This is a genomic window from Pantoea sp. ME81, assembly GCF_903970985.1.
GTDB lineage: Bacteria > Pseudomonadota > Gammaproteobacteria > Enterobacterales > Enterobacteriaceae > Pantoea > Pantoea communis.
The window spans coordinates 1-23,668 of record NZ_CAJCKS010000074.1 but is presented as its reverse complement, the minus strand read 5'-3'; the positions used below and the strand labels follow the sequence as shown (position 1 = coordinate 23,668).

22 protein-coding genes and 1 pseudogene are annotated in these 23,668 nt (G+C 53.3%); 17 read left to right on the top strand and 6 right to left on the bottom strand.

The window, feature by feature from the left end:
• From atpG to H7A81_RS14730, 11 genes are all read left to right on the top strand, one after another.
• On the top strand, window positions 1–651 hold a 651-nt coding region (atpG, locus tag H7A81_RS14780; protein WP_182057896.1), incomplete at its 5' end, for an ATP synthase F1 subunit gamma.
• A gap of 63 nt (window positions 652–714) precedes the next feature.
• Window positions 715–2,112, top strand: coding sequence for a F0F1 ATP synthase subunit beta (gene atpD / locus H7A81_RS14775; RefSeq protein WP_034830039.1), 1,398 nt, complete (start codon window positions 715–717; stop codon window positions 2,110–2,112).
• 24 nt (window positions 2,113–2,136) lie between these two features.
• Complete coding sequence (locus H7A81_RS14770; RefSeq protein WP_034830038.1) at window positions 2,137–2,556, top strand: F0F1 ATP synthase subunit epsilon; 420 nt, start codon at window positions 2,137–2,139, stop codon at window positions 2,554–2,556.
• Window positions 2,557–2,820: 264 nt separating this feature from the next.
• Window positions 2,821–4,191 carry a bifunctional UDP-N-acetylglucosamine diphosphorylase/glucosamine-1-phosphate N-acetyltransferase GlmU gene (gene glmU / locus H7A81_RS14765; RefSeq protein ID WP_182057895.1) on the top strand — a complete coding sequence of 457 codons (1,371 nt, stop codon included), beginning with the start codon at window positions 2,821–2,823 and terminating at the stop codon, window positions 4,189–4,191.
• Between the two features lie 244 nt (window positions 4,192–4,435).
• Window positions 4,436–6,265 carry a glutamine--fructose-6-phosphate transaminase (isomerizing) gene (gene glmS, locus H7A81_RS14760; RefSeq protein ID WP_058961697.1) on the top strand — a complete coding sequence of 610 codons (1,830 nt, stop codon included), beginning with the start codon at window positions 4,436–4,438 and terminating at the stop codon, window positions 6,263–6,265.
• Window positions 6,266–6,442: 177 nt separating this feature from the next.
• A complete protein-coding gene (pstS, locus tag H7A81_RS14755; RefSeq protein ID WP_166933366.1) occupies window positions 6,443–7,486 on the top strand; it encodes a phosphate ABC transporter substrate-binding protein PstS in 1,044 nt (347 codons plus the stop codon).
• Window positions 7,487–7,576: 90 nt separating this feature from the next.
• Entirely contained in the window at window positions 7,577–8,539 is a 963-nt protein-coding gene (gene pstC / locus H7A81_RS14750; RefSeq protein WP_182057894.1) for a phosphate ABC transporter permease PstC, read from the top strand.
• Window positions 8,536–9,423 carry a phosphate ABC transporter permease PstA gene (gene pstA / locus H7A81_RS14745; protein ID WP_034830030.1) on the top strand — a complete coding sequence of 296 codons (888 nt, stop codon included), beginning with the start codon at window positions 8,536–8,538 and terminating at the stop codon, window positions 9,421–9,423. The genes pstC and pstA overlap by 4 nt, the downstream gene beginning before the upstream one ends.
• Before the next feature lie 44 nt (window positions 9,424–9,467).
• Window positions 9,468–10,241: a phosphate ABC transporter ATP-binding protein PstB gene (gene pstB, locus H7A81_RS14740; RefSeq protein WP_034830029.1), complete on the top strand. Its 774-nt coding sequence runs from the start codon at window positions 9,468–9,470 to the stop codon at window positions 10,239–10,241.
• A gap of 14 nt (window positions 10,242–10,255) precedes the next feature.
• A complete protein-coding gene (phoU, locus tag H7A81_RS14735) occupies window positions 10,256–10,990 on the top strand; it encodes a phosphate signaling complex protein PhoU (protein ID WP_038643963.1) in 735 nt (244 codons plus the stop codon).
• Between the two features lie 119 nt (window positions 10,991–11,109).
• Entirely contained in the window at window positions 11,110–12,348 is a 1,239-nt protein-coding gene (locus H7A81_RS14730) for an MFS transporter (RefSeq protein ID WP_045815084.1), read from the top strand.
• A 229-nt stretch (window positions 12,349–12,577) separates the two neighbouring features.
• On the opposite strand, the gene yieH is transcribed toward H7A81_RS14730, so the two are convergent.
• Window positions 12,578–13,237: a 6-phosphogluconate phosphatase gene (yieH, locus tag H7A81_RS14725; RefSeq protein ID WP_160833305.1), complete on the bottom strand. Its 660-nt coding sequence runs from the start codon at window positions 13,235–13,237 to the stop codon at window positions 12,578–12,580.
• 150 nt (window positions 13,238–13,387) lie between these two features.
• Between yieH and H7A81_RS14720 the strand changes: the two genes are divergently transcribed.
• Entirely contained in the window at window positions 13,388–14,701 is a 1,314-nt protein-coding gene (locus H7A81_RS14720; RefSeq protein WP_182057893.1) for an NCS2 family permease, read from the top strand.
• A 31-nt stretch (window positions 14,702–14,732) separates the two neighbouring features.
• Here the strand turns inward: H7A81_RS14720 and H7A81_RS14715 are convergent, their stop codons facing one another.
• Complete coding sequence (locus tag H7A81_RS14715) at window positions 14,733–15,482, bottom strand: 4'-phosphopantetheinyl transferase superfamily protein (protein WP_034830018.1); 750 nt, start codon at window positions 15,480–15,482, stop codon at window positions 14,733–14,735.
• A gap of 291 nt (window positions 15,483–15,773) precedes the next feature.
• On the opposite strand from H7A81_RS14715, the gene H7A81_RS14710 reads away from it, so the two are divergent.
• Entirely contained in the window at window positions 15,774–16,283 is a 510-nt protein-coding gene (locus H7A81_RS14710) for a flavin reductase family protein (protein WP_182057892.1), read from the top strand.
• Between the two features lie 43 nt (window positions 16,284–16,326).
• Here H7A81_RS14710 and H7A81_RS14705 read toward each other — a convergent pair whose 3' ends face one another.
• Together H7A81_RS14705 and trmE are read right to left on the bottom strand one after the other, a co-directional pair.
• Window positions 16,327–16,917, bottom strand: a complete 591-nt coding sequence (locus H7A81_RS14705; protein WP_058961702.1) for a malonic semialdehyde reductase — start codon at window positions 16,915–16,917, stop codon at window positions 16,327–16,329.
• A 175-nt stretch (window positions 16,918–17,092) separates the two neighbouring features.
• A pseudogene (gene trmE / locus H7A81_RS14700) lies at window positions 17,093–17,254 on the bottom strand (tRNA uridine-5-carboxymethylaminomethyl(34) synthesis GTPase MnmE); the annotation flags it as partial.
• Between trmE and H7A81_RS14695 the strand changes: the two are divergent.
• From H7A81_RS14695 to H7A81_RS14685, 3 genes are all read left to right on the top strand, one after another.
• The gene (locus H7A81_RS14695; protein ID WP_182057891.1) at window positions 17,218–18,087 is read left to right on the top strand and encodes a helix-turn-helix transcriptional regulator; all 870 of its coding nucleotides are present in this window, start codon (window positions 17,218–17,220) and stop codon (window positions 18,085–18,087) included. The pseudogene trmE and the gene H7A81_RS14695 sit on opposite strands and share 37 nt — an antisense overlap.
• 244 nt (window positions 18,088–18,331) lie before the next feature.
• On the top strand, window positions 18,332–19,249 hold the full coding sequence (locus H7A81_RS14690; protein WP_182057890.1) for an arginase family protein: 918 nt from the start codon (window positions 18,332–18,334) through the stop codon (window positions 19,247–19,249).
• A gap of 403 nt (window positions 19,250–19,652) precedes the next feature.
• A complete protein-coding gene (locus tag H7A81_RS14685; RefSeq protein WP_182057889.1) occupies window positions 19,653–20,198 on the top strand; it encodes an NADPH-dependent FMN reductase in 546 nt (181 codons plus the stop codon).
• A gap of 52 nt (window positions 20,199–20,250) precedes the next feature.
• Here H7A81_RS14685 and H7A81_RS14680 read toward each other — a convergent pair whose 3' ends face one another.
• Window positions 20,251–21,141, bottom strand: coding sequence for a LysR family transcriptional regulator (locus tag H7A81_RS14680; RefSeq protein ID WP_182057888.1), 891 nt, complete (start codon window positions 21,139–21,141; stop codon window positions 20,251–20,253).
• 156 nt (window positions 21,142–21,297) lie between these two features.
• Between H7A81_RS14680 and pckA the strand changes: the two genes are divergently transcribed.
• On the top strand, window positions 21,298–22,917 hold the full coding sequence (gene pckA / locus H7A81_RS14675) for a phosphoenolpyruvate carboxykinase (ATP) (protein ID WP_182057887.1): 1,620 nt from the start codon (window positions 21,298–21,300) through the stop codon (window positions 22,915–22,917).
• Window positions 22,918–23,083: 166 nt separating this feature from the next.
• Here the strand turns inward: pckA and H7A81_RS14670 are convergent.
• On the bottom strand, window positions 23,084–23,668 hold a 585-nt coding region (locus H7A81_RS14670; protein WP_182057886.1), incomplete at its 5' end, for a glutamine amidotransferase.

The following is a 23,668-nucleotide window of genomic DNA, read 5'->3' as shown; positions in this document are numbered from 1 at the left end:
GTTAAGCGCGTCGGCTACCTGGTCGTTTCGACTGACCGCGGGCTTTGTGGTGGTTTGAACATTAACCTGTTCAAAAAATTGCTGGCAGATATGAAGGGCTGGGCTGATAAAGGTGTACAGAGCGATCTGGCCGTTATTGGTTCTAAAGGCAATTCATTCTTCGGCTCTGTCGGTGGCAACATCGTGGCACAGGTCACTGGTATGGGCGACAAGCCTGCACTGTCTGATCTTATCGGCCCGGTAAAAGTGATGTTGCAGGCCTATGATGAAGGCCGCATCGACAAGCTGTATATCGTCAGCAACAAGTTTAATAACACCATGTCTCAGACTCCGACCATTACCCAACTGCTGCCGTTACCGCCAGCGGAAGGTGAAGAAGAGATGAAGGCGAAGACCTGGGATTACCTGTACGAACCCGATCCGAAAGCGCTGCTGGATACCCTGCTGCGCCGTTATGTCGAATCGCAGGTTTATCAGGGTGTGGTGGAAAACCTGGCCAGTGAGCAGGCTGCACGTATGGTGGCAATGAAAGCTGCAACCGATAACGGCGGAAACCTGATCAAAGAGCTGCAGTTGGTTTACAACAAAGCTCGTCAGGCCAGCATCACCCAGGAACTTACCGAGATCGTCTCGGGAGCCTCCGCGGTTTAACCAGGCATATATCCTGTCGCGCGAGCGCGGCCGGATATTCTCGTATTAGGTAGAGGATTCAAGATGGCAGCTGGAAAGATTGTCCAGATTATCGGCGCCGTAGTTGACGTCGAATTCCCTCAGGACGCGGTACCGCAGGTATATAGCGCGCTTGAGGTTCAAAATGGTGACGCTCGTCTGGTGCTGGAAGTTCAGCAGCAGCTGGGTGGTGGCGTGGTTCGTACCATCGCCATGGGTACTTCTGACGGCCTGAAGCGCGGTCTTCAAGTTACCGACCTGAAAAAACCGATCCAGGTACCGGTTGGTAAAGCAACCCTCGGCCGTATCATGAACGTATTGGGCGAACCAATCGACATGAAAGGCGACCTGCAGAATGACGACGGCACCACCGTAGAGGTTTCCTCTATTCACCGTGCTGCGCCTTCTTATGAAGATCAGTCTAACTCGCAAGAGCTGCTGGAAACCGGCATCAAGGTTATCGACCTGATGTGTCCGTTCGCTAAGGGCGGTAAAGTCGGTCTGTTCGGTGGTGCGGGTGTAGGTAAAACCGTAAACATGATGGAGCTGATCCGTAACATCGCGGCTGAGCACTCAGGTTACTCGGTATTTGCTGGTGTGGGTGAACGTACTCGTGAGGGTAACGACTTCTACCACGAAATGACTGACTCCAACGTTATCGATAAAGTAGCGCTGGTGTATGGCCAGATGAACGAGCCGCCGGGTAACCGTCTGCGCGTAGCACTGACCGGTCTGACCATGGCGGAGAAATTCCGTGATGAAGGCCGTGACGTTCTGCTGTTCATCGACAACATCTACCGTTACACCCTGGCCGGTACTGAAGTATCAGCACTGCTGGGTCGTATGCCATCTGCGGTAGGCTACCAGCCAACGCTGGCAGAAGAGATGGGTGTGTTGCAGGAGCGTATTACCTCCACTAAGACGGGTTCAATCACCTCTGTACAGGCCGTTTACGTTCCTGCGGATGACTTGACTGACCCATCACCAGCAACCACCTTTGCTCACTTAGACTCAACCGTTACGCTGAGCCGTCAGATCGCCTCTCTGGGTATCTACCCAGCCGTTGACCCGCTGGATTCAACCAGCCGTCAGCTGGATCCACTGATCGTGGGTCAGGAGCACTACGACGTTGCGCGTGGCGTGCAGTCTCTGCTGCAGCGTTACCAGGAACTGAAAGACATCATCGCCATCCTCGGTATGGACGAGCTGTCTGAAGAAGACAAACTGTTGGTGGCACGTGCGCGTAAGATTCAGCGCTTCCTGTCTCAGCCGTTCTTCGTTGCTGAAGTCTTCACCGGTTCTCCAGGTAAGTACGTGACCCTGAAAGACACGATTCGTGGCTTCAAAGGCATCATGGAAGGCGAATTCGACCACCTGCCAGAGCAGGCGTTCTACATGGTCGGCGCTATCGAAGAAGCTGTAGAAAAAGCGAAGAAACTGTAATAACGGTTTCCCAGGAGGAATAGTATGGCTATGACTTATCATCTGGACGTTGTCAGCGCGGAGCAACAAATGTTCTCCGGTCTGGTTGAGCGCATCCAGGTGTCAGGTAGCGAAGGTGAGCTGGGTATTTACCCTGGCCACGCCCCGCTGCTGACAGCCATCAAGCCTGGTATGATTCGCATCGTGAAACAGCACGGCGAAGAGGAGTATATCTACCTCTCTGGCGGCGTGCTGGAAGTACAGCCGGGCAGCACGACCGTTCTGGCCGACACCGCGATTCGCGGTGAAGACCTCGACGAAGCGCGCGCGCTGGAAGCGAAACGTAAAGCAGAAGAGCACATGAACAGCAGCCACGGTGATGTGGACTATGCTCAGGCCTCTGCGGAACTGGCGAAAGCTATCGCGAAACTGCGTGTAATCGAGCTGACCAAGAAAGCGATGTAATCAGGCTTTATGCGTCACGAAATGCCAGCCCATTGGGTTGGCATTTTTTTTGCGCGCGATAAATCATCCTGCTTTGGGGGAGGGCGATGTTGTCTTGCTCAGCCCGATTTCATCGGCAAAATGCATCGCGTGATGCCCAGGCCGGCACTGGTTTTATCTCCAATCAGCCTTTCATCTTTATCCGCTAATTTCGGTCCGAGAAAAATGTAGTAATCTCAGGGGTAAACCTTACACTTTCGAAAGATAAATTGAGTCAGGATAGTTATGTCTACAAGCGCAATGAGTGTGGTGATTTTAGCCGCTGGCAAAGGCACCCGTATGTATTCCGATCTGCCCAAAGTACTGCACACCCTGGCAGGCAAACCGATGGTTCAGCATGTGATCGATGCCGCGACCGGTCTGGGTGCCCAGCAGGTGCATCTGGTGTACGGTCACGGCGGCGATCTGCTGCAAGATAAACTGGCCCACAACACCCTGAACTGGGTACTGCAGGCTGAACAGCTGGGTACCGGCCATGCAATGCAGCAGGCAGCACCTTTCTTTGCCGATGACGAAGACATCCTGATGCTGTACGGCGACGTACCGCTGATCTCGCAAGCCACTTTACAGCGTTTGCGTGAAGCGAAACCTGAAGGTGGAATCGGTTTGCTCACCGTGGTGTTAGACAACCCTACCGGCTATGGTCGCATCGTGCGTGAAAACGGCACGGTGATCGGCATCATTGAGCAGAAAGATGCCTCAGCAGAACAGCTTAAGATTCAGGAAATTAACACCGGCATCCTGATTGCCAACGGCGGCGACCTCAAACGCTGGCTGGCGCAGCTCAACAATAACAATGCTCAAGGCGAGTTTTATATCACCGATATCATCGCCATGGCGCATCACGAAGGTCGCGTGATCAACGCGGTACATCCTGCGCGTATCAGTGAGACCGATGGTGTGAATAACCGCCTGCAACTGGCCACGCTGGAGCGTGCCTATCAGAGCGAGCAGGCAGAACAATTGCTGCTGGCGGGCGTCATGCTGCGCGATCCTGCGCGTTTCGACCTGCGCGGTTCGCTGCAACATGGGCGTGATGTCGAGATCGATACCAACGTTATCATTGAAGGCACCGTGACATTGGGCGACCGCGTCAAAATTGGCGCTGGGTGCATCATCAAAAACAGCGTTATTGGTGATGATTGTGAAATCAGCCCTTATTCAGTCCTCGAAGATGCCACTTTAGCCGCTGCCTGCACCGTTGGGCCATTCGCACGTTTGCGTCCTGGCAGCGAGTTGGCGGAAGAGGCGCACGTGGGTAATTTCGTTGAGATGAAAAAAGCCACGCTGGGCAAAGGTTCTAAAGCCGGCCATCTTTCCTATCTTGGCGATGCCGAAATTGGTGCGGGCGTGAATATCGGTGCAGGTACCATCACCTGTAACTACGATGGCGCGAATAAATCGAAAACCATTATCGGCGACAACGTATTTGTCGGCTCCGATACTCAGTTGGTGGCCCCGGTCACCGTCGCGGCTGGCGCGACCATCGCTGCAGGTACCACGGTAATGAAAGATGTCACCGCCGCCGATTTGGTCTACAACCGCAAAGAACAGAATCAGAAGTCTGGCTGGCAGCGTCCGGTTAAGAAAAAATAAATTTTAAGGGTCGGCAAAGATCGGCCCGTGAAAAAAACTACCCGAACTCATTCGAGTTTCAGAAAGGCGGCAAGCGCGAGTCCTCAGGAGCTGACTGAAGTCAGTGACTGAGGTGAATGCGCGTAGCCAACGCACCTGAAATTTGATGTATGAAGGGTAGATCCCCCACTCTCTACAAGGCTCGGGGAATAATCAGGTCAGAAGACAACGCAATGGCCGAAAGCCATGAAGTCAGGAAACTATTATGTGTGGAATTGTTGGTGCAGTAGCGCAGCGTGACATCGCAGAAATTCTGCTGGAAGGTCTGCGTCGTCTTGAGTATCGCGGTTATGACTCAGCGGGTCTGGCCGTTGTCGATCGCCAGGGACATATGACGCGTCTGCGTCGTCTTGGCAAAGTGGCTAATCTGGCCGAAGCCGCAGAGCAGCAGCCACTGATTGGTGGCACTGGTATTGCTCATACGCGTTGGGCAACCCACGGTGAGCCATCAGAAGCCAATGCGCATCCGCATGTCTCTGAGCACATTATCATTGTGCATAACGGCATCATTGAGAACCATGAGCCATTGCGTGCGCAGATGATCGAACGCGGTTACCAGTTTGCCTCAGAAACGGACACCGAAGTGGTGGCGCATCTGGTGCACTGGGAGCAGAAGCAGGGCGGCACATTGCGTGAAGTGGTACTGCGCGTGATCCCGCAACTGCGCGGTGCTTATGGCATGGTGATCATGGACAGCCGCGATCCATCCGTGTTGGTGGCTGCGCGTTCAGGTAGCCCGCTGGTGATTGGCCGTGGCGTGGGTGAAAACTTCATTGCTTCTGACCAACTGGCGCTGCTGCCGGTGACCCGCCGCTTTATGTACCTGGAAGAGGGCGATATCGCCGAGATTACGCGCCGTGAAGTCACCATCATCGATCGTGATGGCAAGCCAGCCAAACGCGCGGAAATCGAATCCACGGCGCAGTACGATGCTGGTGATAAAGGTGCCTATCGTCACTACATGCAGAAAGAGATCTATGAGCAGCCGAACGCGATTAAAAACACCATCACTGGTCGTTTTAATCATGGGCAGATCGATCTCAGCGAACTGGGTGCCAATGCCGAAGCCTTGCTGAGTAAGGTTGAGCACATCCAGATTATCGCCTGCGGTACCTCGTATAACTCCGGGATGGTGTCGCGCTACTGGTTTGAGTCGCTGGCCAACATTCCTTGCGATGTGGAAATCGCCTCCGAATTCCGCTATCGCAAATCCGCTGTGCGTAAAAACAGTCTGCTGATCACCCTGTCGCAATCGGGTGAAACCGCCGATACGCTGGCCGCGCTTCGCTTGTCTAAAGAGCTGGGTTATCTCGGTTCGCTGGCCATCTGTAACGTTGCCGGCTCTTCGCTGGTGCGTGAATCCGATCTGGCGCTGATGACCAAAGCCGGCACCGAAATTGGTGTGGCCTCAACGAAAGCCTTCACCACGCAGTTGGCGGTGTTGCTGATGCTGGTGGCAAAACTGGGTCGTCTGCATGGCATGAAGCCAGAAACCGAGCACGAAATTGTGCATGCGCTGCAGGCATTGCCAAGCCGCATTGAGCAGATGTTGGCGCAGGATAAAGTGATTGAAAGCCTGGCTGAAGGTTTCTCTGACAAGCATCATGCGTTGTTCCTGGGCCGTGGCGATCAGTATCCGATCGCGATGGAAGGCGCGCTGAAGCTGAAAGAGATCTCCTATATTCACGCAGAAGCCTACGCCGCCGGAGAGCTGAAACACGGCCCGCTGGCGCTGATTGATGCCGATATGCCGGTGATCGTCGTTGCGCCGAATAACGAGCTGCTGGAGAAGCTGAAATCGAACATTGAAGAGGTGCGCGCGCGCGGCGGTTTGCTGTATGTATTTGCCGATCAGGATGCGGGTTTCACCGACAGCGAGGGCATGAAAATCATCTCACTGCCACACGTCGAAGAGGTGATAGCACCGATCTTCTATACCGTGCCGTTGCAGCTGCTTTCGTATCATGTTGCGCTGATTAAAGGCACCGACGTTGACCAGCCCCGTAACCTGGCAAAATCGGTTACTGTTGAATAATCTATAAAAAGGGCGGGCCTGCAACGGGTCCGCTTGCTTTTTAAACGGTGTCATATAACTGTCATATTTCGTACATTTCACTGTCATCAAACTGTCCTATTTTCCCTCCAGCAGCAATCACTGACTCCAACTAAAATGGCATTGAGCCTGATTTTTTTTAAATCCCCTGGAGGGAACATGACACTGATGCGTACATCCGTAGCCCGAATCCTCGCCGCCACCTTCGCAGTAAGCGCGGTATCTGCTTTTGCAGCCACCGACCTGACTGGCGCTGGCGGTACATTCCCGGCACCGGTTTATGCCAAGTGGGCAGCAGAGTATCAGCAAGCCACCGGTAGCAAAATCAACTATCAGGGTATTGGTTCTTCAGGCGGCGTTAAGCAAATCATCGCTAAAACCGTCGATTTCGGTGCGTCTGATGCGCCGTTAAGTGATGCCGATCTGGATAAAAATGGTCTGTTCCAGTTCCCTACCGTAATCGGTGGCGTGGTACTGGCCGTTAACATCCCAGGTATTAAATCAGGTGAACTGACGCTGGACGGCAAAACCGTTGGCGATATCTACCTGGGTAACATCAAAAAGTGGAACGACCCGGCGATCACTAAACTGAACCCAGGCGTGAAACTGCCAGACACCAACATCAACGTGGTTCGCCGCGCAGATGGTTCAGGTACCTCTTTCGTGTTCACCAGCTACTTGTCTAAAGTCAACGCAGACTGGAACAGCAAAATTGGTAAAGGCAACACCGTTAACTGGCCAACCGGTCTGGGCGGTAAAGGTAACGACGGCGTTGCAGCCTTCGTACAGCGTCTGCCGGGTTCAATCGGCTACGTTGAGTACGCTTACGCTAAGCAGAACAACCTGACCTATACCAAGCTGATGGATGCAGATGGCAAGCCAGTAACGCCAAGCGAAACCAGCTTCTCAAACTCTGCTAAAGGCGCAGACTGGAGCAAATCTTTCGCTCAAGACCTGACCTTCCAGAAAGGTGCCGATGCATGGCCAATCTCTTCTACCACCTTCATCCTGATCTACAAAGAGCAGGCTGATGCGGCTAAAGGTGCAGAAGTAATGAAGTTCTTCGACTGGGCTTATAAAGGCGGCAGCAAAACTGCAACCGCACTGGATTACGCTGCGCTGCCAGAAAGCGTTGCTAACCAGATTCGTACTGCCTGGAAAGCGAACATCAAAGACAGCTCAGGCAAAGCGATTTACAAGTAAGCGAATGACCCGGTCAGTCTCCCCTGACTGACCAACCCGATGGGCGGCATGGTATGCCGCCCTGAACTTCCTCTGAGAACCGAGAAACTTATGGCTGCCACTAAGCCGACGTTCAAAGCCCCAGGTAAACAAGGTGACATGATTTTCGGCGCGCTGGTGAAACTTTCCGCGCTTATCGTGTTGTTGTTGATGGGTGGCATTATCGTCTCCCTGATTTTCTCTTCCTGGCCAAGCATCCAAAAATTTGGTTTTTCCTTCTTATGGACCAAAACCTGGGATGCGCCAAACGAACAATTTGGTGCGCTGGTACCGATCTACGGCACCCTCGTCACCTCCATCATTGCCTTAATCATCGCTGTGCCGGTGAGCTTTGGCATTGCGCTATTCCTGACGGAACTGGCACCTAACTGGTTGCGTCGCCCGCTGGGTACCGCAATTGAGTTGCTGGCAGCGATCCCGAGTATCGTTTACGGCATGTGGGGCCTGTTTATCTTCGCCCCGCTGTTTGCTGAGTACTTCCAGACACCGATCGGCAACATCATGTCGAACATTCCCATTGTGGGTGCCCTGTTCTCAGGCCCGGCATTCGGTATCGGTATTCTGGCCGCTGGCGTGATCCTCGCCATCATGATCATTCCGTACATTGCATCGGTCATGCGTGATGTGTTTGAGCAGACGCCAGTGATGATGAAAGAGTCCGCCTACGGTATTGGTTGCACCACGTGGGAAGTGATCTGGCGTATCGTGCTGCCGTTCACCAAAAACGGTGTAATCGGTGGTGTGATGCTGGGCCTGGGTCGTGCACTGGGTGAAACCATGGCGGTGACCTTCATCATCGGTAACACCTACCAGCTCGACAGCGCCTCGCTGTTTATGCCGGGCAACAGTATCACCTCCGCGCTGGCGAACGAATTCGCTGAAGCTGAATCCGGTGTGCATGTGGCGGCATTGATGGAACTGGGTCTGATTCTGTTCGTGATTACCTTTATCGTACTGGCCATCTCCAAACTGATGATCCTGCGCCTGGCGAAGAGTGAAGGAGCCCGTTCATGACCGCTATCGAAATGCATGCTCGTGCTGAGCTGGAAGCCTCGCGCCGTAAAATGCAGGCACGTCGCAGCGCTAAAAATAAAGTGGCACTGACGCTGTCGATGCTGACCATGGCCTTTGGCCTGTTCTGGCTGGTGTGGATTCTGTTCACTACCGTCACCAAAGGCATTGATGGTCTGAGCTGGTCACTGTTCACTGAATCAACCCCGCCACCGAACACCGCAGGCGGTGGTTTAGCCAACGCCCTGGCGGGCAGTGGGTTACTCATTCTGTGGTCAACGGTGTTCGGTACACCGCTGGGCATCATGGCCGGTATTTATCTTGCCGAATATGGCCGTAAGCACTGGCTGGCGGAAGTGATTCGCTTCATCAACGACATCCTGTTGTCAGCACCGTCGATTGTGGTGGGCCTGTTCGTCTATACCATCGTGGTGGCACAGATGCAGCACTTCTCTGGCTGGGCGGGTGTGGTGGCGCTGGCGCTGTTGCAGATTCCTATCGTGATTCGTACCTCAGAAAACATGCTGCGTCTGGTACCAGACAGCATGCGTGAAGCGGCTTATGCACTGGGTACGCCGAAGTGGAAGATGATTTCGGCCATTACGCTGAAAGCTTCAGTCTCCGGCATTATTACCGGTGTCCTGCTTGCCGTGGCACGTATCGCGGGCGAAACCGCACCGCTGCTGTTTACTGCGCTGTCGAACCAGTTCTGGAGTACCGACATGATGCAGCCGATCGCGAACCTGCCGGTGACGATTTTCAAATTCGCCATGAGCCCATTTGCCGAGTGGCAAAGCCTGGCATGGGCGGGTGTGTTGATCATTACCCTGTGCGTGCTGCTGCTGAACATTGTCGCGCGAGTGGTTTTCGCCAAGGGCAAACATTAATTTCCCGGCGCGGCTTCGGCGGCGCTGCACATGAGAGATGAGCAATGAGTATGGCAACGACTTCTGCCGGTAAAATTCAGGTTCGCAATCTGAACTTCTATTACGGAAAGTTTCACGCTCTGAAGAACATTAACCTGGATATCGCGAAGAACCAGGTCACCGCCTTCATCGGACCATCAGGTTGTGGTAAATCCACCCTGCTGCGCACCTTCAACAAAATGTACTCGCTCTACCCTGAGCAGCGTGCTGAAGGTGACATTCTGCTGGATGGCGACAATATTCTGGCTTCCCATCAGGATATCGCCCTGCTGCGCGCACGCGTTGGCATGGTGTTCCAGAAGCCAACGCCGTTCCCGATGTCAATTTATGACAACATCGCGTTTGGCGTGCGTCTGTTTGAAAAGCTGTCACGTGCCGATATGGACGAGCGTGTGCAGTGGGCGCTGACCAAAGCCGCGCTGTGGAATGAAACCAAAGACAAGCTGCATCAGAGCGGTTACAGTCTCTCCGGCGGTCAGCAGCAGCGTCTGTGCATCGCACGCGGTATCGCGATTCGCCCGGAAGTGCTGTTGCTGGATGAGCCATGCTCAGCCCTCGACCCGATCTCTACCGGTCGTATTGAAGAGCTGATCACCGAGCTGAAGCAGGATTACACCGTGGTGATCGTGACGCACAACATGCAGCAGGCCGCGCGTTGTTCTGACCATACCGCTTTCATGTATCTGGGCGAGCTGATCGAATTCAGCGACACCGATACACTGTTTACCAAGCCCGCGCAGAAGCAGACCGAAGATTACATCACCGGTCGTTACGGCTGATTCAGGAGACGCACATGGACAATTTGAATCTGAACAAACACATCTCCGGTCAGTTCAACGCGGAGCTGGAACACATTCGCACCCAGGTGATGATCATGGGTGGCATGGTTGAGCAGCAGCTTACCGATGCCATTACCGCGATGCACAACCAGGATGGCGAGCTGGCACGTCGCGTCATCGACGGTGATCAGAAGGTCAACATGATGGAAGTGGAGATTGATGAAGCCTGCGTGCGCATCATCGCCAAACGTCAACCTACCGCCAGCGACTTGCGTCTGGTGATGGCAATCATCAAGACCATCTCTGAGCTGGAACGTATCGGTGACGTCGCTGAGAAAATCAGCCGCACGGCGCTGGAGAAGTTCAGCCAGCAGCACCTGCCTCTGCTGGTGAGCCTGGAGTCTCTGGGTCGCCACACCGTGCAGATGCTGCATGACGTGCTGGATGCCTTCGCGCGTATGGATCTGAATGAAGCCATTAAGATCTATCGTGAAGATAAGAAGGTCGACAAAGAGTACGAAGGCATTGTGCGTCAGCTGATGACCTACATGATGGAAGATCCACGCACCATCCCAAGTGTATTGACGGCGCTGTTCTGTGCCCGCGCTATCGAGCGTATCGGTGACCGTTGCCAGAACATCTGCGAAATTATCTTCTATTTCGTTAAAGGTCAGGATTTCCGTCACGTTGGCGGCGACAAGCTGGATGAACTGCTGTCAGGTGACGACGGCAGCAATAAACCCTCTTAATTGCCGTTTCGGCTGCCTGTTGCCACTGTGGCAAACAGGCAGCCATCTTCATTTCTGATTGGTTTCCGCGATTCCCTCTCTTTATACTTGGCGCACTTTTTTCTGCCAGGTGCTGTTAAATGTCTTCCCCAATAACGAAAAAAAACGCCGTGACGCCGGCAAAAGCGATGGTTGCTGCCATTAGTGGCTATGCGATGGACGGCTTCGATCTGTTAATTCTGGGCTTTATGTTACCGGCGATCAGCGTCTCGCTGGCGCTCGATCCCTCTCAGGCCGGTTCGCTGGTCACCTGGACGCTGATCGGCGCGGTGATCGGTGGCATTGTGTTTGGTCATCTCAGCGATCGCTATGGTCGTATCCGTATTCTTACCGTGACGATCCTGATGTTCTCAATCTTCACCGGGCTGTGCGCGGTGGCGCAGGGCTACTGGGATCTGTTGGCCTATCGCACGCTGGCGGGCGTGGGCTTAGGCGGTGAGTTTGGTATTGGCATGGCGCTGATTGCGGAAGCCTGGCCGAAGGAGAAGCGTAATCGCGCCTCGGCATGGGTCGGCATCGGCTGGCAGCTCGGTGTGCTGCTGGCGGCGTTTATTACTCCGCCGCTACTGAGTGTGATCGGCTGGCGCGGCATGTTCCTGGTGGGTTTACTGCCCGCGCTGGTGTCCTTCGTGATTCGTCGCAGTATGGGGGAGCCGGAGGGTTTCACACGCCATGTTGAGAAGACGCCACAGCTGTCATTCGCCGCGCGCATCAAATTGCTGTTTGCCGATCGCGCCACCAGCAAAGCCAGTCTCGGGATTTTCATCCTCTGCTCAGTGCAGAACTTTGGTTATTACGGTCTGATGATCTGGATGCCAAGTTACCTCTCATCCAGCTTTGGTTTTAGCCTGACCAAATCCGGCTTGTGGACGGCGGTGACCGTGGTGGGCATGACCTTTGGCATCTGGCTGTTTGGTGTATTGGCCGATCGCTTCGCGCGCTGGAAGATTTTCCTGCTGTACCAGTTTGGCGCGGTCGCCATGGTGGTGGTGTATGCGCAGCTGCGCGATCCTACTGTGATGTTGTTCACTGGTGCGATCATGGGGATGTTTGTGAATGGCATGATTGGCGGCTACGGTGCGCTGATCTCCGACACCTTCCCACCGCAGGCGCGTGCCACTGCGCAGAACGTACTGTTTAACCTCGGACGCGGTGTTGGCGGCTTTGGTCCACTGGTGATTGGTCTGCTGGCGGCGCAAATCTCGTTTACCGCGGCGATCACGCTGCTGGCGCTGATTTACCTGCTGGATATTGTTGCCACCCTGTTCCTGCTGCCGAAGAAGCAGAGCAACGAGGATTCACTGGGCGCGATTGGCTAAGGCGTTTAGGTTACCTGGTGCGCATAAATGCACACCCTATTAGATCTGCGAACAGATCAAAATCGCACATCGGCCTCTGTAGAGGCAGCACCAGGTTCCACCGGGCACAGAGGTAACAGATCAGACCGACCACAGAGGTAACACTTTTGGGGTCAGTCGATTTGCATCCTGCATTGCCCGGACATCGTGCGCCGGTTTCTGCAGGGGCGACATTCATGCCGCCCTGGGTTTACACCAAATCCCAACCCCGTGCGCGCCACAGTGCGGGCAGTTGCGTCATATCATCAAAGCGCGTCACCAGCGGATGATCCAACTCCGGATTGTGCGCATCAGCGCAGTAGTAAAATACCGGAATGCCCGCCGCGATCCCCGCACGCGCACCGGCTTCTGAATCATCCACCAGAATGCACTTCTCAATCGGCACCTGCATTTGCTCCGCCGCGTGATACATCAACTCGGGATCGGGCTTCCAGTGGTTAATGTCATAACCGCTGTACAGCCGACCTTCGAGGTAGGGCAGCATGCCGGTTAAACCCAGCGAGTGCTGCATCTTCTTCACTGTCCCGTTCGAGACCACGCACATCGGCACTTTCACGCTTTCCACCAGCGCTTTGGCACCGGCAATCGGCTTCAGGTCGAGGTCAAACAGGCGGGCCACATCCGCGCGATACGCCGTTTCGAACTCGTCTAACGGCACCTCTTTCTGATGCTGCGCCAGTACATCCCGCACGATGTCATAGAGCTTTACCCCTTTGTACTGCTCAAACATCTGCTGCAAAGAGAGCTCAATACCGTATTGGGCAAAGGTGTTGACGTAGGATTGCGTACAGATCACTTCACTGTCGACCAGCGTACCGTCGCAATCGAAAAACACACATTCAACTGACATCGCACATCATCCTTTTATTAAACAGCCAGCTGACACTCTAGCGCACTGAGCGTAGAAAGCGACCCCGGCAACCGTTTGCGAATAATCAGTGTTTTGCTGCGCTAAAATCTATAGGATACGCGGCGATAAATTTTTTTCCGGGACAGTTGAATGAACAATCAGGGCTTGTTGCAGCGCATCTTTAAGCTGCAGGAACACGGCACAACCGCGCGCACCGAAGTGATCGCCGGTTTCACGACTTTCCTGACGATGGTGTATATCGTCTTTGTAAACCCGCAAATTCTGGGCGCCGCAGGCATGGATACTCAGGCGGTGTTTGTCACCACCTGTTTGATAGCGGCCTTTGGTAGCATCCTGATGGGGATGGTGGCGAACTTGCCGGTCGCGCTGGCACCGGCGATGGGGCTGAACGCCTTCTTCGCGTTTGTGGTGGTCGGCGCGATGGGTTACTCATGGCAGGTTGGTATGGGCGCGATCTTCTGGGGCGCACTGGGTCTGCTGATCCTCACGCTGCTGCGTGTGCGCTACTGGATGATTGCTAACATCCCGATGAGCCTGCGTGTCGGCATCACCGCCGGTATCGGCCTGTTTATCGCCATGATGGGCCTGAAAAACGCCGGTATCATCGTGCCGAATGCCGACACCATTGTGACGGTCGGGAACCTGACCTCGCATAGCGTACTGCTGGGGGCGCTGGGCTTCTTCATTATCGCGATTCTGGCCTCACGCAATATCCACGCGGCGGTGCTGGTATCGATTGTGGTCACTACGGCGATTGGCTTAGCCATTGGCGATGTGAAATTCAGCGGCGTGTTTGCCGCGCCGCCGGCAGTGACATCGGTGGTGGGTCAGGTCGATATTAAAGGGGCGTTCAACATCGGCATGGCGGGAGTGATCTTCTCCTTTATGCTGGTCAACCTGTTCGACTCTTCCGGCACGCTGATCGGTGTCACCGATAAGGCCGGATTGACCGATGAAAAGGGCACTTTCCCGCGTATGAAGCAGGCGCTGTATGTTGATAGCATCAGCTCGGTGACCGGTTCGCTCATCGGCACCTCTTCAGTGACGGCGTATATCGAAAGCTCTTCCGGCGTGGCGATTGGTGGCCGTACCGGCTTGATGGCGGTCATCACCGGGATTCTGTTCCTGCTGGTGATGTTCCTGTCACCCCTGGCCGCGATGGTGCCTTCTTATGCGGCAGCAGGTGCGCTGATCTATGTGGGAGTCTTGATGACGGCGTCACTGTCACGCGTGCGCTGGGACGATCTCACCGAAGCGGTCCCGGCGTTTGTCACGGCGGCGATGATGCCATTCAGCTTCTCGATCACCGAAGGTATCGCGCTGGGCTTCATCTCGTACTGTGTGATGAAGCTTGGCACAGGACGCTGGCGTGAAATCAGCCCGTGCGTGGTGATTGTTGCCCTGCTGTTTGTGCTAAAAATCGCGTTTATCGACGCGCACTAAAAGCAACAGGCCGCGATTGCGGCCTGTTTTGTTAGAGATGTCCGATTTCCTGGGGTGTGGGAGTGAGGCTGGTCAGACGCAGCGAGCGCGGGCCAATATTCGGTTTGCTCATTTCAACGTCGCGCAATGGCTGCCATTGCTGCTGTGCATCAATCTCCCACAGGCATAAGCGCTCAGTGCCCGGAGAGAGCGCGCACGACCACACCAGCATCGGCTCGGCATCACAGACCGCCTGAATATCCGGAAACACGCTGGAGCGCAGACGGCCGGCAGCAGGGTGCAACTGCAGCGAACCGGCACCGTTCTCACTTTCACCGGTTAATTTGAGGATGCTCTGGCGCAGCGTCCAGATTTGCGTCACCGCTTCCATAAAATCCTGCTGCGCGTTGATCCACGCTTTCTCACCCGATGAGAGATCCTGCGTGAGCGTGTCCTGCGTCTGACGGCTGTGGGCGCGGACAATCTCCATATCCAACCCCGCACGTCCGCCTTCTTCCGCCAGCAGCACACCGACCATATTACCGGCGTACGCAATACTAAAGTCAGGGAGGTTAGGATCGGCAAAGCAAGGTCGTCCGCTGCTGGTGGTCACAAGCGGCGGGAGTTCACGAATGCCATAGACACGCAGCATCAGCTGAGCCAGCAATTCGCGTGCGGCGAGAAAACGGCTACGGCGCTTGTCAGGGAAGCGCTCGGCGCTGTTAATCACATCCTGTGGAACCCGAAACAGCTCTGAAGAGAGCGGCGAGTTACCCATCCAACGTACAAAATGACTAGCCATCTGTCGCTCCGTGAAAATGGTCAGATAATCATCAGCGCTATTGTAGGAATTTTCTCAGAGGTTTGCATCCGGCATAACATGGAATGACCAAAAATCAGATAAGACCGAAGCGGCGGCTAATCCCATCAGTTGAATTTGCATATAACGCTTTTGCTGATTTTGCGCGGATAGGGTGCCGTAAAGTCTGAGGTAGTGTAGGATTTGGGCAACCAAAAGCACATCTAAGTGCGTGAACAATCCACCTCAAGATAATCGTGCCCATCGCAGCAGCATGCACGTCGGAGTTTTTTTATGTCAGTAACTTCACTTACTCGCCAGGAATCAATCTCACTTGATGAATTTCGTCATGGTATGCGCCGCCTGACCGCAGGCGTTTCTTTAGTGACCACTGAGTTTCAGGGCGAAAAGCTGGGGCTGATTGCGACTTCTGTTAGCTCACTGGCTGCCGAGCCGCCAAGCTTGCTGGTGTGTGTTAACCGTAGTGCATCCAGCCACGACGCATTTGTGAATGCTGGCCATTTCGCTGTGAACGTCTTGCGTGAACAGCATGACGATTTATGCGCGCAGTTCAGTCAGTCTGCACGTCGCGCAGAACGCTTCCAGAGCGGTGAGTGGCAAACGCTGAATACCGGTGCACCGGTGCTGACTGATGCATTGGTGAGTTTTGACTGCCAGCTGGAGAAAGTGGTGGAGTGGAATACGCACAGCGTGCTGCTGGCGCGCATCGTTGGCATTTCACTGCCAGGTGAAGCGGCGGTGCCGATGGTCTATTTCAACAGCGGTTTTCACTCGCTGGGTTAATGTGAGTGACAGGCGTCGCGCAATGCCCGACGCCTGGAATCAATCAGGCAAATTTGCAGGCTTCATCAAAGCCGAGACGCGGTAAACGCGCATGCAGTTTGCTGGCTTCGCCATAGCCCAGATTAATCAGTAAGTTCACCTGCCATTTGCTTTCGCTAAAGAAGGCCTCATTGACTTTTGACGGGTCAAAACCGGACATCGGGCCGGCATCCAGCCCCAGCGAACGCGCCGCCAGAATTAAATACCCTGCCTGCAGGCTGCTATTGCGGAAAGCCGTCTCTTTAGCCAAATCTGGGCTGCTGGTGAACCAGCTACGCGCATCACCGTGCGGGAAGAGTTTGGGCAGCGCTTCATAGAACTCAGGATCCCACGCCACGATCACCGTTGCCGGTGCTGCCATGGTTTTGTCCACGTTGCCGGAGGAGAGCGCAGGTTTCAGCTTCTCTTTGCCTTCCTGCGAAGTGACAAACACGAACCGTCCTGGTGAACAGTTGGCTGAAGTCGGGCCGAGCGCGGTCAGGCTATAGAGTTGCTGCAGCACATCGTGAGAAATCGGTTTGTCCTGCCAGTAGCTGTGGGTGCGAGCGTCATTGAACAGCGCGTTCAGCGCCACGCTGTCGAGCGGTGTACTCATGTTTCTCTCCTGTTCAGGCAGCAACTTGCGCCTAATGTTTAGCATGAATCGTGGGTGAGGCCGATACGCTTTAGCACGGGCCAGCGATCGTTATACTGCAAAGGAGAGGGGGTGCCAAATAACAAAGACGCATGTTTCCCCCAACCAAACAGTGATGGGGGAAACAGGGTAAAGACTACTTACCAATACAGAAGCTGGAGAAAATCCTGCCGAGCAGGTCGTCGGAGGTGAACTCACCGGTGATTTCACTCAGCGCCTGCTGAGCCAGACGCAGCTCTTCCGCCAACAGTTCACCGGCCCATGCACCCAGCAGCTGGTCTTTACCCTGCTGTAAGTGATACCGCTGAACACAACAATCGAAAACTGCTGGGCACTTTTTTACGCACGCGCCGCGAAAGTCTCGATCCTAACCGTCTGGGTTTGCCACATATGCGTCACCGCCGCACGCCCGGTCTGCGCCGTGAAGAAGTAGCGCAGTTAGCGGATGTCGGCGTGACCTGGTATACGTGGCTGGAACAGGGTCGCGATATCAAAGCCTCGCCCAAAACGCTGACGGCCATTGCCACGGCATTGCAGTGCAACGATGTCGAGACGCAGCATCTGTTTTCCCTTGCCGGACACTCGTTGCCATCGGTACGGGTGGCCGCTGCCTGCTGCAAAATCGCAGCACATAATCAGCAGATGCTGGACGCGATCCAGTTACCGGCGATTATCGAAACACCGCGTTTCGATATTCTTGGCTATAACGCCGCCTGGTGTGCATTGATGGGCGTGGATCTTGCGGAGATCGCCGTGGAGGACCGCAACTGCATCTGGCTGGCGTTTAATCATCCCGGCTGGCGCAAAGCGATTAATGACTGGGAAGACGTGATGCCGCAGATGGTGGCGATGTTTCGTGGACAGATGGGCGAACACCTTGGCGATCCACACTGGGAGAGTTTTCTCGCTCGTTTGCTGAATAGCTCGGATGAATTTGCCCAAACCTGGCAACGCTACGAACTGGGCAAGGTGGAAAATCGGCTGAAGCGTTTTTACCGCGAGGAAGTCGGTGAAATGACGCTGCGCCAGAATAACTGGTGGTCTGCTTCACGCAACGGCGACCGCCTGCTGGTGTATGTACCGGATGATGAGCAGAGTGCGGCATCGCTGCAGCGATTGATGAAGTCGTAAAATTGACTACCTGCGCCGCAATGCTCGAGGTCTGGTGATGCAAACGGCTTGAGCGGGCTTCAGGCCGCTGCAGCCGCTTAACCTCATCACTACGCCTGGGATTCGACTTTACCAGCGCTTTTCCGCAAACCAGGCCACCAGCCATTCTGACAGGGCACTCTTCCACTGCAACCTGTGTCAAATCATCTGTCTCTCAACAAGGTCAGCTAGAGTTAAGCTAATCCGTGTAACCCGAGGCGAAGTGATGAAGAAAATCATTCTTGTTCCGTCCAATCTTGGCCTTAATCCATTGTATGAAGGGCATATTCCAGGCACATTCCGTGCCCCTGAGATCCTGATGCAGCATGGGCTCAGGAATGTCTTCTCAGACTATGAGATTGTGACGGTTCCTTGCCCTCCCTATAGCCCTGAGGCTGAACCCGATACCGACATCCTAAATGGTCACAAGCTCAGACGGCTTAATTTGCAATTGGCGGACGAAGTCGAAGCATCACACCGATTGAACCTTAAACCGATTGTAGTTGGGGGTGATTGCGCTATTTTGCCGGGTGTCATTTTGGGCAGTCGGCGTCAACTGGGACCGCTGGCACTGGTACATATTGATGGCCATAGTGATTTCCGCCATCCTGGAAACTGGGCACGCCCTTACGCCGGGCGACCCGGTGCAGCAGCCGGAATGGATCTGGCGTTGGTCACGGGTCGAGGGGAAGCTTTACTCACTCAATGGCCTGATTTTGAAGGAGCGCTCATTGCCGATCACGCTGTGGTTCAAGTGGGTGAGCGTGAATCGCAGCTTGTCGATTACGAATGGCCAGATATTGCCGACACTGATATACGCCGTATCACTATTTTTGACGCGCTGAAGTTATCAAATCAGCAACTCATTGACAGAATATTCGAACGACTGAATCGCTTACCTAAAATACCCTACTGGATTCATCTCGATCTGGATGTACTGGATAGTGCCGAAATGGCCGCCGTAGACTGCCCCGGCACACCAGGGTTGACTTCGCAAACCCTGGTGAGTATCTGTCAGGTGCTGTTCAACTCTACCCGCTGCTGCGGCATTACGGTGACTATTTATGATCCTGATTTAGATCCCGATGGGACCGAAGCTAAACGGGTTGTGCGCATTATTGGTGGGATCACTGGAGAAACTTAAAATTCAAAACGAAGATGCGAATTAATCGTTAACTGCATGAAAATTAAAGATTTAACAGGGCGTATTAAGTGACATTCAAAAGCATATCACTGACAATAGTTCGAATGTGGGCAACTGTTCAATAAGCCATACGCATCTTAAATCATAGGGTATGCAAGGGACGGCTATTTCCTTGGCCAATTTGTCTCCTTGCTGGAAAAATGCTATTTCACCTTGCTTTCGATGCGGGGAAGATGCCTTTAAGTAAAGTTGAGGTTGAAGCGGCGCTGGTATCGTTGCGTGATGAAACAGATGATGACAGGTATCGACTCTCGTAGAGTAAGTTAAGATTTTAAAGAAATAGGCAGTATTTTCTCATTTAGTGTTCTGGCTTATACAGAATAAATTTCAGAGGCGCAGTTTGATGAGTAATGGAAAGTATGTATTAGGCATTTCTGGCAGTCTTCGTGCTGCATCGTTGAACACTGTTTTTTTACGGGCCATGTCTCTGCTTAGTCCAGTGGGAGTCACGTTTGAGATATATGACTCTCTGGATAAAATCCCTCTTTTTAATGTTGATGATGAAAATACACAGAATTCAGCAGTTGAGCACTGGAGAGATGCATTATCCAGGGCGGACATGGTGTTATTGGTCAGCCCGGAATATGCACACGGTGTCACCGGAGTAATAAAAAACGCCCTTGACTGGATTGTTAGCAGTGGCGAATTTCTTGATAAGCCTGTCTCAATGCCTAACCTGTCTGTCAGGGCTCATCTGGCACATTCACAACTCACAGAGACATTGAAAGTTATGGGCGCGTTACTGCCAGAAGCATGTTGCCCGAGTGCAACACTTGAAGCACCTTATGTGTTTTCCGATGCTACCGAGTTTTCATTAATTGAAAATCCCGGAATTTGCTTAAGATTAAATGAGTTATGGGAAAATATCGAAATGGTAATGACACAATAAATAAAATGACTTAATTCTGCCTTTAACATCCTGTTTTCAGTCCATACCACCATCAACCATCAATATTCCGCTCCTTCACATAGCGCCAGAAGCGTTCCGCCGTCAGATTTAAACGCGCGCCAGAACGATACACATAAGCCGAAATCTTCAGCGAAAGGCTGTGATCCATAATCGCCAGCCTTCTCTCCTCCAGCTCACGCTGAATCGAGTAATCTGGCAGCCAGCCTACAGCATCGCCTTTCAGGATCATTCTCTTCAGCAACTCACTCATCGAAGAGACAAACGTGAGGATAAAGGTGGTGTTTGGTATGCGATCAATCACCTGATTGACCTGACGACCCATGTAGCTGTCATTGGCATACTTGACCAGCGGCAGTGTGTCGCCATTGATCGAGAATATCGGCTTGCCGTGCTGATCACAGGGTGAGACCAGGTGCAGAGCGGAATCGAAAATTTTATGATTGATGAACGGGTAGTTCATCAACTCTTCATTATAAAAAGACAGGATAAAATCACTTTTCCCTTCTTTCAGATTAAAGACTGCATCGTTGACGTTAATCGATTCAACAAAGAACACCTTATCCGGACTGTCACGGTAATCCGCCAGTATATCGGGCAGTAGCAGGACAGAAAGCGAAGGCGCCGCATCGATACGGATACTTTGCTTTAGCTTATCTTCACCCTTAATTCGGCTGATCTGGAAGTCCATATCATCGAGCATATTTCTGGCATAGCCGACAAATATTCTGCCCTGTGGCGTCAACTGCGGAGGATTAACATCACGATTGAAGACGCTGAAACCCAGGTTCGATTCGAGTGCCTGGATCCTTCTGCTAAACGAGGATTGCGAAATATTTCGTCTCTCTGCCGCAAGCGTAAAGCTGCGGCATTCTTCTAATGCAATCACATCATAGAACCACTTCACTTCGAGGTTACTTAGCACTTCTTCGCTCCAATTACAGCCCCCATTTCTATGCAATTTTTACATGACAAATGATTTATATGCAATTTCTGCATCAAAAAGCCAGTGCTACTATCCATCCCCTACTCGGGTCGGCCCTTGCCGCCTCGCCAATCATCCAATGAGTCAGGGTATTTTATGAGCGCAATTAAATCTGTCATGCAACACCTCTCAAACCTTGGCATCAACGATGTCAGCGAGATCGTTTATAACCCGAGTTACGAATTGCTGTTCGAGCATGAAACGTCAGCCGATCTTGAAGGCCCGGCGCGCGGAATTTTGACGACGTCTGGTGCAGTGACGGTTGATACCGGTGAGTTCACTGGCCGTTCTCCACGCGATAAGTACATCGTTCGCGACGATGTGACGCAAGATACCCTTTGGTGGTCCGATGCTGGCCTGGGGCGTAATGATAACAAACCGATGTCGACTGAAGTGTGGGCACACCTGAAATCGCTGGTAGCCGATCACTTATCTGAAAAAGCGCTGTATATCGTTGATGCCTGGTGTGGTGCCAGCGCTGATACCCGTCTGGCCGTGCGTTTTGTCACTGAGGTGGCCTGGCAGGCGCACTTTGTCAAAAACATGTTTATCGCACCGACCGCCGAAGAACTGGCGAGCTTCACCCCGGACTTCACGGTGATTAACGGTGCCGGTTGCGTGAATCCGCAGTGGCAGGAGCAAGGGTTGAACTCAGAGAACTTTGTTGCCTTCAACCTGACAGAGAATATCCAGCTGATTGGCGGGACCTGGTACGGCGGCGAAATGAAAAAAGGGATGTTCTCAGTGATGAACTACCTGCTGCCGCTGAAAGGTATCGCGTCCATGCACTGCTCAGCCAACCGTGGCGAAAAAGACGACGTGGCGCTGTTCTTTGGCCTCTCCGGTACCGGAAAAACCACACTGTCGACCGATCCGCGTCGCCAGCTCATTGGTGATGATGAGCACGGCTGGGATGCAGACGGCGTATTCAATTTTGAAGGCGGCTGCTATGCCAAGACCATCAATCTGAAAGCGGAATCTGAACCGGAAATTTATGGTGCTATCCGCCGTAACGCGTTGCTGGAAAACGTTGTCGTTCGTGAAGATGGCAGTGTGGATTATGCCGATGGCAGCAAAACCGAGAACACACGCGTCTCTTATCCACTGTCGCACATCGAGAATATCGTGCAGCCGGTGTCTCGCGCGGGTCACCCTTCACGCATTATCTTCCTTGCTGCGGACGGATTTGGCGTGCTCCCTCCGGTTTCACGTTTGACGCCAGAGCAGATGCAGTATCACTTCCTTTCTGGCTTCACCTCCAAGCTGGCGGGCACCGAGCGCGGCATTACCGCCCCGACGCCGACGTTCTCAGCTTGTTATGGCGCTGCTTTCCTGATGCTACACCCAACGCAGTACGCGGACGTGTTACAGGAGAAAGTTGCACAAAGCGGTGCTGAAGTGTGGCTGGTGAATACCGGCTGGAACGGTGCAGGCCAACGTTTGTCGCTGAAAGATACGCGCCAGATCGTCAACGCCATCCTCGAAGGGGAAACTGGCGCAATGCGTGAAGAAACACTGCCGATCTTTGGCCTCGCCATTCCGCAGGAGATTGCTGGCGTCGATGTAAACACTCTTGATCCGCGCAACGGTTGGGCATCACCGGCAGAATGGCAGGAAGCGGCCGAGAAACTGGCACAGCTGTTTATCAATAATTTCAAGCAGTACAGTAATAACGAGGCTGGTGCGCGTATTGCGCAGGCAGGTCCGAAGTTGTAATTTCGCTGACGTTTAGCAGAGTGCCATTCCATGGCACTCCTTCGCCGCTAATGAAGTGCTGATATCTGACTGAAATAACGCTGCCCCGCGTAAAATCGCCGGGCAGCGTTATTAATTAATAGAGCAGAAAGAATGCCAGGCACAGTTAGCCTGACGTATTCAGTGCTTATGCTGATTTATAACGAGCTTCTAACTTATCTAAAAAGCCAAATAGCACTTCATTCATCTCGCTGTAGTCGTGTGCACGAAGTTCTTCTGGCGTGTTAACAAAGCGGTATTCAGCTGCACGGCTCAGGTCATTCTCAGAATGCGCGATCAACATTTCAACGACCTCCCGCGTTAATTCCATATGACACTGGAAACCATAAACGCGATCGGAATAGGCAACGATTTGGCGCGGGCAACCTTGGCTATAAGCAATGATTTTTGCCTCTGCCGTCAATCCCGGCATGTCGTTGTGCCAGTGCCCTACTTCCAGCGTGCTGGCAAAGTGAGAGAACATCTCATCCTTGCTACCCTCTTCCGTCAGTGTGATTGGGAATTTACCAATCTCTTTTTCAGGGCTATGTGCGAACGGCGCGCCAAGCGCTTCACCAATCAGTTGTGATCCCAGGCAAATACCGATAACGGCTTTACCGGTTTGAACCGCCGAAACAATCAACGCCTGTTCACCTTTCGCATCAAAGTGCGGGCATTCAGCTAGTGTGGTGGAGGGATCTTGTGGCCCTCCCATCACAATCAGAAAATCGAT